The 15,603-nt window shown below is 59.9% G+C and carries 12 protein-coding genes; 3 read left to right on the top strand and 9 right to left on the bottom strand.

Features of this window, described 5'->3' with window-relative positions:
* Positions 1-5: 5 nt before the first annotated feature.
* The 6 genes from AC3ISG_RS10535 to AC3ISG_RS10510 form a co-directional block, all read right to left on the bottom strand.
* Positions 6-1,466, bottom strand: coding sequence for a hypothetical protein (locus tag AC3ISG_RS10535; RefSeq protein WP_489299202.1), 1,461 nt, complete (start codon positions 1,464-1,466; stop codon positions 6-8).
* Complete coding sequence (locus AC3ISG_RS10530; RefSeq protein WP_489299201.1) at positions 1,463-2,746, bottom strand: SEL1-like repeat protein; 1,284 nt, start codon at positions 2,744-2,746, stop codon at positions 1,463-1,465. Before AC3ISG_RS10530 ends, AC3ISG_RS10535 begins: the two co-directional genes overlap by 4 nt.
* On the bottom strand, positions 2,746-4,704 hold the full coding sequence (locus AC3ISG_RS10525) for a phospholipase D-like domain-containing protein (RefSeq protein WP_489299200.1): 1,959 nt from the start codon (positions 4,702-4,704) through the stop codon (positions 2,746-2,748). The genes AC3ISG_RS10530 and AC3ISG_RS10525 overlap by 1 nt, the downstream gene beginning before the upstream one ends.
* Positions 4,701-7,427, bottom strand: a complete 2,727-nt coding sequence (locus tag AC3ISG_RS10520; RefSeq protein ID WP_489299199.1) for a type VI secretion system Vgr family protein — start codon at positions 7,425-7,427, stop codon at positions 4,701-4,703. The genes AC3ISG_RS10525 and AC3ISG_RS10520 overlap by 4 nt, the downstream gene beginning before the upstream one ends.
* 2 nt (positions 7,428-7,429) lie before the next feature.
* On the bottom strand, positions 7,430-8,113 hold the full coding sequence (gene tssL / locus AC3ISG_RS10515) for a type VI secretion system protein TssL, short form (RefSeq protein WP_489299198.1): 684 nt from the start codon (positions 8,111-8,113) through the stop codon (positions 7,430-7,432).
* 438 nt (positions 8,114-8,551) lie between these two features.
* On the bottom strand, positions 8,552-9,736 hold the full coding sequence (locus AC3ISG_RS10510) for an aspartate aminotransferase family protein (protein WP_489299197.1): 1,185 nt from the start codon (positions 9,734-9,736) through the stop codon (positions 8,552-8,554).
* 99 nt (positions 9,737-9,835) lie between these two features.
* On the opposite strand from AC3ISG_RS10510, the gene AC3ISG_RS10505 reads away from it, so the two are divergent.
* The 3 genes from AC3ISG_RS10505 (at position 9,836) to AC3ISG_RS10495 (ending at position 13,039) form a co-directional block, all read left to right on the top strand.
* Positions 9,836-10,738 (top strand): LysR family transcriptional regulator, encoded by a 903-nt coding sequence (locus AC3ISG_RS10505; protein ID WP_489299196.1) that lies wholly within the window; start codon positions 9,836-9,838, stop codon positions 10,736-10,738.
* 132 nt (positions 10,739-10,870) lie between these two features.
* Positions 10,871-11,887: a zinc-dependent alcohol dehydrogenase family protein gene (locus AC3ISG_RS10500; RefSeq protein ID WP_489299195.1), complete on the top strand. Its 1,017-nt coding sequence runs from the start codon at positions 10,871-10,873 to the stop codon at positions 11,885-11,887.
* Positions 11,888-12,100: 213 nt separating this feature from the next.
* Positions 12,101-13,039, top strand: a complete 939-nt coding sequence (locus tag AC3ISG_RS10495) for a PI-PLC domain-containing protein (RefSeq protein ID WP_489299194.1) — start codon at positions 12,101-12,103, stop codon at positions 13,037-13,039.
* Here the strand turns inward: AC3ISG_RS10495 and AC3ISG_RS10490 are convergent.
* The 3 genes from AC3ISG_RS10490 to AC3ISG_RS10480 all read right to left on the bottom strand — a co-directional run bounded on the left by AC3ISG_RS10490 (position 13,026) and on the right by AC3ISG_RS10480 (position 15,573).
* Positions 13,026-13,343: a class I SAM-dependent methyltransferase gene (locus tag AC3ISG_RS10490; RefSeq protein ID WP_122538480.1), complete on the bottom strand. Its 318-nt coding sequence runs from the start codon at positions 13,341-13,343 to the stop codon at positions 13,026-13,028. The genes AC3ISG_RS10495 and AC3ISG_RS10490 overlap by 14 nt on opposite strands.
* A gap of 284 nt (positions 13,344-13,627) precedes the next feature.
* Entirely contained in the window at positions 13,628-14,065 is a 438-nt protein-coding gene (locus AC3ISG_RS10485; RefSeq protein ID WP_489299193.1) for a DoxX family protein, read from the bottom strand.
* Positions 14,066-14,169: 104 nt separating this feature from the next.
* The gene (locus AC3ISG_RS10480) at positions 14,170-15,573 is read right to left on the bottom strand and encodes an MltF family protein (protein ID WP_489299192.1); all 1,404 of its coding nucleotides are present in this window, start codon (positions 15,571-15,573) and stop codon (positions 14,170-14,172) included.
* Positions 15,574-15,603: the final 30 nt, after the last annotated feature.

Raw genomic sequence — 15,603 nt, 5'->3', positions numbered from 1 at the left:
TTCAGTCATTCCATACCTTGGCCTAGGCGAGTATTCAATACTTCGTAGCGCCGAGTGTAGTTGGATACTTTATAGTTCTCGCCATCACTATGAATGTAGAAAACCCCACTTTTCCCATATGCATAGAGGTCGACCGAAGCCGCACCTATAAAACGACGCACCCCTCCATAAGGACTGAAATAAAAGACATCTTCCCCAACAATAGTCACTACCCCTTGCTCACTAATCGATCTCAAAATACGCTTCTCAGACCAGCAGGCACTGCTGACGCCGCTTGAGAAAACCTTACATGGAGGCAAAACCCTTAGCCCATTAAAGTCGATATTTCCGACACTACGAGCCCCAACGAATGAAGATTTACCGCTCCTCGATATATTGAATATCTTCCAGCGCTCATCTGTCCCGAAAGGAAAGACAACAGTTAAGTCATTAGGGTCAGCCCCCGGCAACCGCTCCCCATCAAAATAGACTGCTTCACTGGTGAGGTCATATCGCATGATCTGCTCGTGCTGCCATCTGAGGTTTCCTTCTAGAGGCTGCGCAAGCGGCTTGTGATCTGGGCGAAACCATCTCGACCTTTTTATTGCGTACGAATTGGCGACAGTAAGCTCATCAGACGCTCTGGAGAGTTCGTATAGAACCCCACCGGTATAAATATACTGGCCCAACTTATCAGAGAACGTGAACATACCCGAAGAAGATTTGTTTTTAAAAAGAATTGCGCCGTCCGCACTTAAAAAAATCAAATCCTTACCTATCGACCCAAACACACCTTTATCACGATCCCCGCTGAGCAATTTCGTTAGATCATAAGAGAAACATTCGCGAGAATTTTCTGGACATTTTGAAGGCTTGATCAAGCGGAATTTAGCCAAATCAATTTCACCAAATTCCACCCCCTGCACAAACGTCATCTTTCCAGCGCGAGCCACGTTGATAAAGCTCCACTCTTCTTCATTGCCGAAAGGAAATATCACTTCAAAGTCATCCGGATCAACGTGCTCCATCAAATAACCTTTATAATAGACACCGCGCTGACCTATAGCGTAGTTATTGAATTGCCTTTTTTGCCATTCCGAAGGCACGGAACTCCGACCCTCTAATATCTTGAAGGATGGTGAGTACGTCTCTACTTTTATTAACGTTCGATGTTCTACTGTGCGAGCGTACCCATCCCTCTGCATCCAGCACTTGAAACTTATAAGATTTCCACCAATCGCACCCGGTCCTTGTCCGCAGCCAAACTCAGGGGCATAGTTTTGATGCTCCCAATATACCTCACCCTTTAAAACCCTATAGTGGGATGCAAGCATCTGGTCATAGGTTGAGCAACTGCGGATAGGGGCATCCCACCGGTTCTCCCGCTCTTCGCAGACCGGCACTTCGCTGTAGCGCTCGAAAGACTCTATGGCGAGCCACCTTATTGCGAACAGCATTACTGGCACCATCAAAAACCATTTCTTCATGCCAGCCTCCACCAGACCCGCACCGGGCCTTCATGCTCGCTCTCGGCAAGCGGCCAGATTCGGTCACGGTAATAGCGCATGCGCTCGACGGGGAAAACGTCGCCTTGCTCGAAATAACGAACAATCGGCTGGCCGTTGGGGGTGTGCAGCTCTCGGTGAACGACCACCTGCCACCAACCGCTGACCGGGCACTTAGTCCCGGCGACGCATTGGTCGGCCGACAGGTCTGCCTGGCTGAAGCCCTTGGCGCCCGGCATCGGTCTGCCGGTTGCGGGGTCGAGCTTCAGGTCCTGGGTCAGGCGCTGGATCAGCTCCGGTGAAGGCTTTTCAGGCGGGATGTTGGCTTCGCGGGCTTCAAGCCATTGCAGCTTGCCGTCCCACGGCGGCAGCTTGGCCGGGGGCAGCGGGAGGATGTCGTTGATTTCGGGGACTTTGGGGTGGGCGTAGGAGTAGTCGGCGAGGATGCTCCAGATTTTGTCGTAGCGCTCGGCACGTTCGAGGTCTTCCTCCAGAGCGAGGTAGTAGAGTTCGTTGGTGGGTTCTGGCCCACGAAATCCGTGGCGCAAAAAACTGGCAGAGCTCTCATCGCCTGCTGCGACACCGAGTTGAAAAGCTTCAAGCGCGTCGCGATATTTTTTGTTGTATTTACGGTCCACTCCCAATGTCGACGCTGCGTCCCCGTGGCCTTGACCTGCGGCACAGCGATACATCTGCACCGCAATTTCTGGAGCAATGTCACTCGGCGCCAGCGCCTCGCCAATCTCGTACTGGGCCTGGGCACTCCCTTCGTCGGCCGCCTTGCGCAAGTAACGCAACGACATCTCCATGTCCTGTTTCAGATCAGCGATACCGTTTTTTAGAAACATCGACACAAAGTAGTAACCCGTGGCTACGTTTGCATCGATCAGGTCTTGACTGAAGCGCAGGTGTTCGTGGCCCCGCAGTTTGTATTTCCCGCGCAGGCTGCCGTTCTGCAGGTTGATAGTGGCTTTGACATGGCCATTCTCGGCTGCGATGCGGTACAGCCGGGTAATTTCCAGGTCGGTAGTCGGGTCCTGTTTGAGCTGGTCATTCTTTTCCAACCAACGGGCGTAATGAAACAGCACATCGCTATCAGGACTCGCCGGAGGTAGCGTTTCGTGTTTGCAGGTAAAGGCCAGATTGTCCTTGATTGCAGCAAGGGATTTCATGTGGATGTCCTTGTCCGGTGGTGGTCGTGAACCGTTGCCGTTGTCGCAGGCAGACAGGGTCAGGCAGGCGAGTAGTAGTAACCGGCGCATCAGTCGAGGTTCGTCAGCGTGGCAGGGCAGTAATGAAACTCGACGAGAGGCGCAAAGGGTTTGCCTCCCGCCTTTTCACCCTTTCTCTTCTTGTTTTCCTTGATAATGTTCTGCCAAGCCTCAAACGCTACCTTCGGATCATCCTGCATCCCTTGCTTGGCCGTATGCAGCTTCCACAACCTCCTCCTCAACGCCTGAGTCGCCCCGGCCCACTCATGGGCAATGTTCAATTCGCTATCCACCTGCATGCTTCTGGTGTTGATGTTGGCGGAGCCATGGGTGGTAAATACGTCGTCGACGATCATCAACTTGGAATGGATGTACACCGGCATCCAGTTACCGGGAGGTGAGTCGGGCGCCACCAGCGAGCAGATGTGCACTTTGAGGTTAGGGATGTCCTCGGGCTTGAGCACTTCCTGCTGGATGGCTTTGATCTGGCCTTCGAGCACGGCCCGCCGGAAGGCCGCCGCGCTTTCGGCGTCACGCTGCTTTTGCCGGGCCTTTTCACTCATCTCGCTATTTGGCCCGGTCAGCAAATGGCTCACAAAGGTCATCGCCTGGTCCGCGATCAATTCGCTCAGATCCTGCTCCTGCGCAGCGGCCTCTGCCTTGGCTGCCTCGATGCGTTGCAGTCGGGTGATCTCCGGCATGGTGTCGGCGCGCCCCAGGCTGTCGAGCATACGTTGGGTGTTGACGGTGCCTTTGCCGATGCCGTCATCGGTCACGTTGGTGATCACGAACAGGTGCAATGCGCCGTGCTTGCCGGGGTCGCGTCCGCCCTGGGTCTGGGCGAGGGCGGCCTTCTTGATCATTTCGGCCAGGGGCGGCCAGCGAAAGTACTGGTTTTCGATGTAGATGAAGCCCGTGGCGTTGTTCACCGCTTGCAGGTAGAGCGTCTCGATGTCGCGTCGGCCTTCCTGGGCCTGGGTGCGCAGGATCTGGGCGAAATGCCGCTGCTCGTTTGGCGGGCATTTCAAGCGTTTGCCCAGGGCCATGGCGTCGCGAGTGGTCATCAGGTCTTCGCCCGTCGCGTCGAACCAGGCGGTGGCGAAGTTGTGATGCAGGTGTTCCAGAATCGGCCCGGCCACCTGGCTGGAAATGTCCTGACGCGGCGTGTCACCGCGAGGGCCAGCGTTGGGCGCGGGTTTACTGGCTTTGTCGCGCTTGAGCGCCGAGTGCCGATCCGTGTCCCAATATTCGTCGAGGGAGTTGTGGCCCATGACGAAACCCACCGCCTGTTCGGGGGCTTCATAGTCCACCAGCACGGTTTTTTGGTGGTGTGTAGCGGCAGCACCGAGGACTCCTAAGGTACTGGCACTCAGATTCGGGTCGGAACCGTGATACCGGGCCTGGTGAATGATCTCGGCGCGGTCGAACAGGCTGAAGCCGCGGCTGGCGAAGGCAGGCCTATCCAGGTCACGCCATAACGACATAGGAATGCCTGAGATGGAGCACATCGCGAACCACTTGCGGTCATAGGCGTATTGATCATCGGTGGCGCTTTGCATCTTGCGATCGTCAATCGGCAACCCCCGCTTCCCCGGCAAGTTGGCCTCACCCGCCACCCCTGCGGCGTTGAACGGCGCCTCCCAACCCAACACGCGTACTTTTACGCCCTGCCTGGCCTTCTGCATGAGCAGTTCGCCGATGCACACGTGGTGCCACGTTACCCCTTTCAAACCACCGACTTTGGGCACTTCGGCTGTGCAGGCCGGATGCGATGCCCCACGAATGAAATACATCGACGGCTGAAATCCCCAGCAGATGATGTCCACCGAATGGGTCGCTTTTTCGATGGCCTCGTGCACGGCACCAAACGTCTCTTCTCCGTTGACCAACGGTTTATACGTCGCCAGCGAGGGTCCGTACTCGGACTCCTGCACATACCAGGGCGCGCACAGAGTCACGGTGTCGGTTTCTTGAAACGATACGGGCGCGACGATTTCGGGCTGCGTCATGGAGCCTCCTCTTCCTGATCGGCGGTGTTATTCAGCACGGCGGCGTACTGCGTGCGGTGGTCGGTGTGTGCAGCCGGCTGATTGACCGGGGTGTCGGGCGCAGAACGGTGGTGGTGCAGGCCCTGATTGGCCAGCCTCCCCTGCTCGGGATGGCGGTAAGTGGTCACGGCGGGAATGCGGTAGCTCACGCCGTTGGCCATTTCCAACCGGTATTCCTGCGTCGTCGGCTGATGATCAACCTCGACGTGCCCGCTGCCGTCCATGACGCCCTCGCTGATCAACCCACCATCGGCATAAAGCTTGTAGGGCATGTGAGTCCAGCTGCCGCCAAGGTTGGGCGTTGCGGCCAACTTCAGGCGCAGGGGCTGACGGGTCAGCTGTTTCGGGGAATCGGGATGGTCGGCAGCCATGGTCGCGCCGCCCTTAAGAAACTGAAAAGTCGCGGCCTTGAGGAGATGGTCGCCCGCCGTCCCCGACTCGATGAGACCCTGCTCCAGCGTCAGGTAACTGCCTGCGGCGTTGAGCACGATCTTCTTCTTGGCGACGATGTGGATCTCGTCTTCGGTGCTGGTGATGCTCAGGCCTTGCCGGGCCAGCAGCTCCAGCGTGTCGTTCTGCGCCTGCACGGTGATCGGGCCCTGATTGGCGATCAGCTTGATGCCCAGCTGGCGCACGAACAGGCTCAAGCCTTTGCCGACGCCGATGAACATCCGCTTGACGACGCCGATGTCGGCTTCGCCGCCAGCGTTGAGCATCAGATTGTCGTGTGCCGCCAGTTGCAGGTGCTTGCCGCTGGTGAGGGCAATGCCTTGGGGGGCGCTGAGCAACAGCACGGCGGATTTGAGCTGTTCGAGGTTCTGTTCAAGCAGGTCCATTTGCGCCTGAACCCCGGCGGGCTCCGCCCTGCTCGCCTGGGCATCCTGGGACAGCCCTTGCAGTTGCTCCACCGCATGCTGCAGGTGAGCAATCGCCGCTGCCATCTCAAGTTGCTGCCCCTGTGCGCCGGCCTGTTCATCGGCGCTGATGAATAGCCCTTTGCCGCTGCGGATTGCCCCCCAGCCATCGGTGCGCAGTTCGAAGCCTTCGCCGCGCTTCTGCTTGCTGGCGTCCACCAGATGCCCCAGATTCAGCTGACTCTTGCCACTGTGGTCGGTGCTGAGCTTGACGTGCTCTTTGCCGCGCTCGTCTTCCATGCGCAGTTTGTTGTTGGCCGGCGTGCGCAGCACGTTGCGGGTGAAGTCCCGGTCTGCCAGGGTCACCGGGTCCGGGTGGCGGTCGTCGTGCAAGGCATGGGCGATGTAGGGCCGGTCGGGGTCGCCGTGCTCAAAGGCCACGGCCACTTCGGTGCCGGCAATCAGCGGCAGGTGCAGGCCGTGGGTATCGCCGGCGTAGGCGCGGGCCAGCCGCAGCCACGCGCTTTCTTCACCGGTTTCCCAGCTGTCCAGGTCGAACAGGAAGTTGACCTTGTAGCGACCTTCCTTATCGATGTGGCTGTAGGGGTCATTGGCGATGACGCTGGTCACACGGGCGGCAACGGTGCCGGCGAGCTGTGGCTTGCGCGGCACCGGGGGCCGGAAGCAAACGCTCTCGCTGTAGGGAATGGCGACGAAGCTGACTTCGAAACTGCGGTCCCGGGCAGCGCGCAGACTCAGGCCGGTGATCACCGCACCGGGTTCGAACGCATGGGGGGGATTGCCGGTGACGCTGAGCATCTGCCCCAGCGCCAGGGTCGCACTGCTGCTGACGCCGCTGAGTCGCGTCTGGGCATTGAGATAACGTTCGTGGCGCAGCCGCGCATAGAAAAAGCCGCTTTCGCTCTCAAGGTCCTCATCCAGATCCCGTGGGTCGCCGAGCACGGTGTAGGGCTCGGCGTAGTGATAGGCCTCGCCATAGGTGGTGGTGGCGCGGCGGCTCTGGTCGACTTCGCCGTCGAGCCAGGCGTTGGCATCCCGTGGGTCGTAGGCACGAAAGTGGATGTGCTTTTCCACCACGCAATGCTCGGATTGCAACTGCCACACGGCGTCCTGATCATGGCTGTCCAGCCCCGATGGCGAGCGATACGGCACCTTGATTTGAGGCCATTGGTAGTGGCGCTGGTCGTCGTGAAATTCGATCACATCGATGTCGAGACGGGCGTCGTGGGCGAACCGAAACCAGATGCCCACCTCGGCCAGCAGCCGTGAAATGAACGCCAGATCGCTTTCACCGAACTGCATGACTTGCTCTCGGCGAGGGTAGTCACGAACGAGGTTGAACCGGAAATCCTGCCCCTCCATGCCGTGGCGACTGCGCAGAATGCTCTCGACAATCTCCGGCACCGACCTCTGTTGGTAGATCCGGCACTGACGGCCGCGGGACAGCAACGCCATGCGCGGTTCCAGCGTGACTTCGTAACGCGCCTCGTCTTTGGAGGCTGACAGCCACTTGAAACCCGTGACCACACCGCAAACAGTGCGCAGTGGCTCGGTGGTTGGCAGCGGCAACCCGCGCATCGCGCCGGGCGCCAGGTGCGCCGCGGTGTGCAGCGTGAACTGCGCCTCTTTGCCAAGCATGTGCCCGGCGCCTATATCCTGAACCGTCGAGGTGAACTCGATGACGTAGGTGAATGGCTGGCTGAGCTGTTCTTCGCCCGTGAACGTCAGCACGTCGAGGTCGGCATCCAGTTCATCGACGCGCAGGGTGTGACGGCTGTGGTCAAAAAAGGCCGGGGGTGAGTCCGTCATGGTCAGACGCCCCTCACGACAAGCTCGTCGACCATGTTGGCGAGCGTGCGATTCAGAAACCACCACAAGACGACCAGCGCCAGCCCCGCGATTGCCAGGTGCAGGCGTGGAGAACGTAGCCACCAGGGGAATGTGCGGACAGGCCCTCTGGCGTCTATCCAGGTCGGCCGCACCGGGAACAGGTGCGGCCCTGCCAGTGCGTCCAGCCGGTTTTTCAGGACCAGGCGTTCTTCGTCATCCAGCGATCGATAACCGCCCAGAAAGCCCAACATCATCACCCGCTGGAATAGGGTCACGACGTGCATGTCCGGGGCAGGCTCGCGCAGCACTTCCCGCATTTGCTCATGCAGAATTTCACCCGCTCGGTGATGCCCGCAGAACCGCGCCTGCAAGGATTCAGTGATCCATACCTCTCGGACCCCGTCCCCGACGTTGGCCAAAACGGATTCGTCGAGCAGCGCGCATTGCGCATGGGTGATCAAGTCGACACTGCGTGAGTGCATGCCCGCCCGCTGCAATGCTTCACGGGCGTTTTCGACCTGCGCAATACAGGTCTGACGCAACGTCTTGCTGTCGGTCATTACCGGACCATGACGCAGCTCAACGGCCAGCAAATAGGTGTCCTGGAATATTAGATCTATATCAATCGCGGCAACACCGGATCGCTCATGATTAGCTGAAGTCATAGGAAACACCGCGAGCAGTTGGATAATTAAATGATTAAAGCGTTTTCCCGTGGGACAGGCGGCGGGATATATTTAATTCACCCGCCGTAAATGTGATGCGATCAAAATGATCGGCGCGTGTGACGAGCATCGCCGGGGTGAGCCGGGCACGGGAGGGAAAGGCTAATCACTGAAAAATTAAAATACTACCCTTGTTTTCACTTCAGGAAACTTCTTACAAATATCAGGAGACTTCTGACAGAAGGGTCTGACAGGCTAACCAATAGGCATCCGAAGCCAAATTCAAATAAATTTAAACCTGACGCCAGAGAGTTAATCAATGCACCGTGGCAACACCTGGCGAATAGCAAAACGCGCCAGTAAACATACTGTTTACTGACGCGTTTAATATTCAAGTTAATTGCCCTGTGATGAGATCGCCCGGGGCAGATCAAAGGCTCATCCCGTTACGCGTTGGCTCAGCGCCCCCACCACCCCTGCCACAATCCTGTCGACATCCGTTGCATCAATCACCAACGGCGGCAACAGCCGAATCGTCTGCCCGCGAGTGACGTTGATGAGTACGCCATATTCCCGCGCCGCCACCAGGCACACTTCCCGAATCGGCCGCGTCAATTCAATCCCGATCATCAAACCCATGCCCCGCACCTGTGCGACATCGGGGTGCCCCGCCAGCGCAGTGCGCAGTCCCGCCAACAGCCGCTCGCCCTGCACCGCCGCATTGTGCAAAAGCCCCTCCCCCTCAACGATATCCAGCACCGTGCAGCCGACCCGGCATGCCAGCGGATTACCGCCAAACGTACTGCCATGACTGCCCGGCGTGAACAACCGCGCCACCGCCGCCGTTGCCAGACACGCACCAATGGGAATGCCATTGCCCAGCGCCTTCGCCAGGGTCATCACATCAGGCACGATCCCTTCGTGCTGAAACGCAAACCAGCGCCCCGTCCTACCGATGCCGGTCTGGATCTCGTCAAGCATCATCAGCCAGCCGTTCTGCGTGCAATGCCCGCGCAGTGCTTTCAGGTACCCGGGTGGAGGCAACGCCACGCCTCCCTCGCCCTGCACCGGCTCGACCAGCACCGCGACGATGCGTTCGCCATACACCCGCGTCGCCTGTTTAATCGCGACGATGTCACCAAACGCCACCTTGACGAACTCCGCCGACATCGGTTGATAACCCAGCCGCGCGGTGCCGTTATCGCTGGCCGACAAGGTGCCGAGGGTGCGGCCGTGAAAGGCGTTGTCCATCACCAGCACCAGCGGGTGCTCGATGCCCTTGGCCCAGCCATACAAACGCGCCAGCTTGAGCGCGGTCTCATTGGCCTCGGCGCCGGAATTGTTGAAAAACACCTGTTCCAGGCCCGACAGCTGCGTCAACCGTTGGGCCAGTTTCTGCTGCCAGTCGATGCGGTAATGGTTGGAGGTGTGCAAGAGCAGCCCGGCCTGCTCGCTGATCGCCGCGACAATCTTGGGATGGCTGTGGCCGACGTTGGTCACGGCGACACCCGCAACAGCGTCCAGGTACTGGCGGCCACTGTCATCCCACAGCCGCGCGCCTTCGCCACGAATGAAGTTCAAGGGCATCGGTTTGTAGGTATTCATCAGGCAGGCGGCGGTCATGTCGGTGGCTCCATCACGGGTCAGTGAGGCCAGTATCGTTAGCCCGTTCTGATGTATAAAGACCGGCATCCTTCAGTGACTTTAAAGCAGGGCTTGATAATGGACGTGTTTCTGGCGATGACGGTATTCGTCAAAGTGGTGGAAGGCGGCAGCATGACCGCGGCTGCGCGCCAGTGCGAAATGTCGACGACCATGGTCGGCAATCACTTGAAAGCCTTGGAGCAACGCCTGGGGGTAAGCCTGTTGCAGCGCACCACCCGCCGGCAAAACCTCACTGAATTTGGCGTCGAATACTACCGGCGTTGCGTCGAAGTGCTGGGCCTGGTCAACGATTCCGAACGCATGGCCGAGCAGGCACAGACCGAACCCAGTGGCACTCTGCGCGTCACCGCCCCGCCGGCCTTCGGCGCCGAACGCCTGTCCCCGATGCTCAGCGATTTCGTTCAGCGCTACCCGCAGATCAAGGTCGAGGTGGTGCTCAGCAATCAGACGATGGACCTGATCGAGCATGGCTTCGACGCTGCCATCCGCCTCGGCACCCCGGAATCATCGGCGTTGATCGCCCGACCGCTGCAGGACTACACCTTGACCATCTGCGCCGCGCCCGCGTACCTGAAACGCCGAGGCACGCCGCAGGGCGCCGATGACCTGAGGGATCACGACTGCCTGGCGTTCGCCTACCCGGCCGGTGACGACTGGCGTGCCGCCGACAAGTTATGGCGACTGACCGGCCCCGACGGCGTGATGGAAGTGCCGGTATCAGGCTCGATGATCGTCAACAGCACGCCGGCGCTGCGCCAGGCCGTGCTCGCCGGGATGGGCGTGTCGATGCTGCCCGACGTGCTGATCACCGAGGACATCGCCAGCGGAAAACTCGTGCCGTTGCTGCAGGATTACCAGCCGCCCAGCCGCACGCTGTGGCTGATGTACCCCCAGGACCGCTATCGCCTGCCCAAGGTGCGCCAGTTCGTCGAACAGGCGTTGCGGGCCTGGGGCAAATAAGCGCTCACGTCAGCCAAGTCGTCAACGCGAATTGATAGCAGGCATGTCGGGTATCGACCGACAGAAATAGTGCCCCGTGGTCCCCATCGATACAGTCGTTGCAACACTCAACGACAGGCATCGAGGTCGACAATGTCACGCGCCATCAAATTCTATCGCTTCGGCAAAGCCGATGTGCTCAGTTGCGAGGAGCAGCCTGACCGGTCCCCCGGCCCACAGGAAGTGCTGGTTCGGGCCGAAGCCATCGGCATCAGCTGGGACGACGTGTTGTGGCGGCAGAACCTGTCACTGGCACCGGTGCAGTTGCCGGCGGGGCTGGGCAGCGAAATGGCCGGCGTCGTCGAAGCCGTGGGCGCCGGCGTGAGCGACTTGCAAGTGGGCGACAAAGTGGCGAGCTTCAAAGCCATGAGCGCCAACCAGTATCCGGTGTGTGGCGATCATGTCATGGTGCCGCGCAATGCGCTGACCCGCTACCCGGACGCACTGACGCCGGTGCAAGCCAGCGTTCACTACACGCCGATGCTGCTGGCCTGGTTTGCCTTCGTCGACCTGGCCAATGTGCAACCCGGCCAGACCGTGCTCGTCACCGACGCGACATACAGCCCCGGGATTGCCTTCGTGCAGTTGGGCAAAGCGTTGGGCCTGCGGGTCATCGCCGCGACGGCCCATGGGGAAGACCGGGAATACCTGATGGCGAACGGCGCCGATCGAGTGATCGTCACCGACGAAGACGACATCTGCCTGCGCATCGAATCCCTGACCCACGGCCACGGCATCGAAGCGGTGTTCGACGGCCTGGGCGGGATGCAGATGTCGATGCTCGGCGACGTGCTGGCCCCGCGCGGCAGTCTGGTGCTGTACGGCCTGCGGGGCGGCAACAAAACGCCTTTCCCGGCGCAGCAGGCCTTCCGCAAGAACATGCGCTTCCATGTGCATTGCCTGGAAAACTTCACCGGCAAGCCGGAGCTGGGCATCGAGCAGAATGGCCCCGCGCTGGAGCGTGCACTGGACGCGATCAACGCGCTGACCGCCGAGGGCCTGCTCAAGCCGGACATTCACCGCACCTGGCCGTTCGAGCAGTTCGGCAAGGCGCACAACCACCTCGACGAACACCCGGTGCGCGGGCGGGTGGTGCTCAAAGTCAAATGAGCGACGTGCCGGGTACCGTTGCCCGACGCGCGACTGCAGGAAGACTTGACGCCTGCGCTCGAGCCGCCCTCTCACATCAAGCAACAGTCGGGCAGCGACTGTTCAGTTGACGCCCGCGAGGCGGCAGCCAGACTTTAGAAAAGGACTTGCGAGCGAATGACCGCTCACCCCGCTCCGCCCTCGGAGCTTCATGACACGTCAAGGAATGACTGTATGCCCCCTATCGCACCCGCTTCACCCCGTCCGCCCCATCTCGACTGGATGGCGCACATCCCCGAACTCGCCCAGTTGCGCATCGACCAACTCATCCTGCCCGGCGCCCACAATGCCGGCAGCGACAAGCTATCACCCAACTTCGCGGTCCCCCAGGAGATGGCCCAGGACGTCGCGCCCCTGGAGCAACTTCGCCAGGGCGTGCGCGCGCTGGATTTGCGCGTGGCGTTTTATTCGAAGTATGAAAAGGGTGACCCGCGGCGTTTCCAGCTGTTTCATCTGACCTCGTCAGGGCGCACGGTCGCCGGAGACATTCTGGCGTGCGTCCATGCATTCTTTGAAGAAGTGGAGCAGAACGGCTCGCCCGCCCGGGAAATAGTCATTCTCGACTTCCACCGATTCAAGAATTTCAGCGAAATCGTCCACCGGGAGTTTCAGAACCTGCTGACAACCACCCTCGGCCCGAGGGCGGTCCCTCGGCGCCTGAGCAGGCTGACGCTGGAAGACATCTGGCGTGATCATGCGGGCAAGAACGTCGTAATCGCCTACAACCACAGTTCGGGCGACGAGTTGCTGTGGCACGGCGTCAAGCAGCGCTGGCCGGGAGAAAACCTGTTCAACACCAACACTTTGAAAGCTTTCGTGAACGAAGTGGCGGTGGAAAACAAACCCGAGTTCAGCCTGACTGCCATTCAATGCGCCAAGTATTCACTGCCGCTGCACGCGCCCAGTGACTTGAGCCTGAAGATCGATCAGTGGTTCGCATCGACGGATGAAAACAGCTTTATCCAGAACTTTTACATCATCAACACCGACTGGACCCTGCGCAGCACGCTGGTCACCCAGTGCTGTCACGCCAATGGTGTGCGCGCCCGCTTCAACCTGCGCAACCCCGATCAGCCGCTGCAACCCAAGCGGCGAGCCGTCAGCAGCGCGTGATCAAACCCTGTCGGGCGACGCGGATCAGGTGGTGAATCACCGCCTCCGCGCGCTCGGCAGCGGGCGCCTGAATCACCGCCAGGTCGAACTGGTCGTTGCTGAAGCGCTCAAGGGCGTCGTCGGTTTCGATGAACTGAATGAGAAAGGCGTGTGGGCCGCCCTGGCGACGCGGCCAGCCGTCGAGATAACGCAGCAGCGTCGGCTGATGGGCACCGCCCAGAAGAATTTGTGGATTACGACGATTGAACTGGCTGGCGATGGGGGCCAGACGTACGAGGGGACGCGGGTGGGAATGACTGCTCATAGTGTCGTTTTCTCTGCCTCATTGATCCGCTGGGCAGCGGTGAGAGGCAACACCGAACCAGCGCTTTAGCGGAATTTCGATGACGAATGACCGTCACCCGGCGCCCCGCAAGTAGCTGTTTAAATCGGCGCATGAACGGCATCCTAGAGAAGCGGCGTGGGCATTGTCAATCGGCGGCTCCTGTCGATCGCCTATTGAACCGAACGCAAAAAAAACCCGGCATCCTGAGAGGCCGGGTTTCTTGTGTGCTACGAATCTGGATGCGCCGCATGTGACGGGGAGAATCAGCCGCGGGCGATCAACCGGTCCAGGGACAGGCGACCCGCACCTTCGAACAGCACCGCCACCGCGCCGGCAATCAGCGCCAGGCCGAACTCATAACCGTTGTTGGCCATGAACAGACCGTTGTGGATGTGCACCGATAGAATCGCCACCACGAGCATCACGATTACCACCAACGCAGCAGGCCGTACCAGCAAGCCAAGGAACAGGGCCAGGCCGCCGAAGAATTCTGCGCTGCCGGACATCAACGCCATCAGGTACCCAGGGTTCAGGCCCAGGCTCGCCATGTACTGGCCGGTGCCTTCCAGGCCATAGCCGCCAAACAGGCCGAACAGCTTCTGGCTGCCATGGGCCATGAGGATGATGCCGATGAGAATCCGCAAGCCGGTGATGCCGAAACCGGCGTGGGTGTTGAAGATCGATTTGAGTTGAGCATTCATGGCGGTTAATTCCGTTTGAGTGGGGAGAATGGCGCCATGATAATCGGTTCTACAAATATGAAAATCGCAAAATACCCGCCATAAATATCGAATGGATAGATATATCAGCGGGTCGCAGGACGCTCCAATGAACTGCGCGCCTGATCAAATGCCAGGTAGTACTTGTTGACGCTGTTGACGTAACTCACGACATTTTTGCCGCCCTGCTCCATGGCGACGCGCTCGACCTGGAAAAACCACTGATTCGGGTTGAGTCCCTGTCGCTTCGCTTCCATCCGCATGGCCTGCACCCGCTCGGGGCCTAGGTTGTAGGCGGCCAGGGTAAAGGCCATGCGCTCGCGTTCATTGATTTTCGGGCTGGCGAAAAACTTGCGCCGTAGCAGCGCCATGTACTTGCTCGCCGCCTGCACGTTGCCGTCAAGGTCGTGAATGTTGTCGACGCCGACGCGCTGGGCAGCCGACGGGGTGATCTGCAGCAGACCGGTGGCGCCGCTGCCACCCTTGGCAACCGGGTTGAGCGCCGACTCCTTGAAGGCCACGGCAGCGAGGTCGAGCCAGTCCATCTTCTGTTTGTCGGCATGCAGCTGCAGCGTGGGGCGCAGCTTTTCCAGGCGTTGACGGTCTTCGCGGGCCAGCGGATTGTGGATCTGATAGCGGTCCTTGTAGGCGGTCTGGAAGGCCGCGTCCTGATTGCGCGGCGGTTCGTAGGTTTGCAGGAAACGGTCAACAGCGCCGCGCAGCATGATCGCGTCCTTGCGCACGAACCAGTTCATCTCGCCCGGATCGCTCAGGGCGGCCGTGCGGTCGATGCGCAGTTTCGGCATCACTTTGGCCCAGCGCTCGGCGATGGGTTGCTCGACCACGGTCAAGTGGTAAACCCCGGCCTGAACCATTTCCAGCACGTCCTCCACGGCCAGGCTCGGATCAACCCATTCGATCTTCACCGGCGGCAGCTTGCGCAGGGCCAGTTTCTGATTCAGTTGCAGGATGGCTTGATCAGCGGCGCTGCCACTGGTCAGCATCAGCGTGCGGCCGGAAAGCTGTTCGGGATGCCTGAGGCCCCGCTCACCCTTGACACCGACCACCACCAGTGGCACTTGGGCGACCACCGGTTCAGAGGCGTCGACATAGCGCGCAGCTCTGGCATCGAGCATTTCGCCTGGCGCGACCATGTCACCTTCGCCCCGCTGCAGCGCGGCCAGCAGTTGGTCCTTGGCTTTGGGGATGAGTTTGAGGGAGATCTTCTGGCCGTCGCGGGCGTGGCTGTTGAGGTAGGTTTCGAACGCCTGCAGGCGACGGCACTCGACGCCAATAGGCTCACCCTGAACTTCAGCGGAGCTGTTGCGGCTCTGATTGACCAGCACCCGCAGGACTTTGCCGCTGCGAATCGCCGGCAGGTCGCGCACCTGATTCTTTTTGATCACCACGGGCGGGCCGGCAGGGCGCGGCGAGGCATGGCTGGGCACGGCCATGACACACATCAGGGAAAACAGGGACGCTCGGATCATTGACGCTCCGATGAAAGGCCGAAAAAAACG

This window comes from Pseudomonas sp. GL_135 (assembly GCF_057834665.1).
Note: the sequence above shows the minus strand (reverse complement) of the source record. Positions and strands in the feature narration are given on the sequence as shown.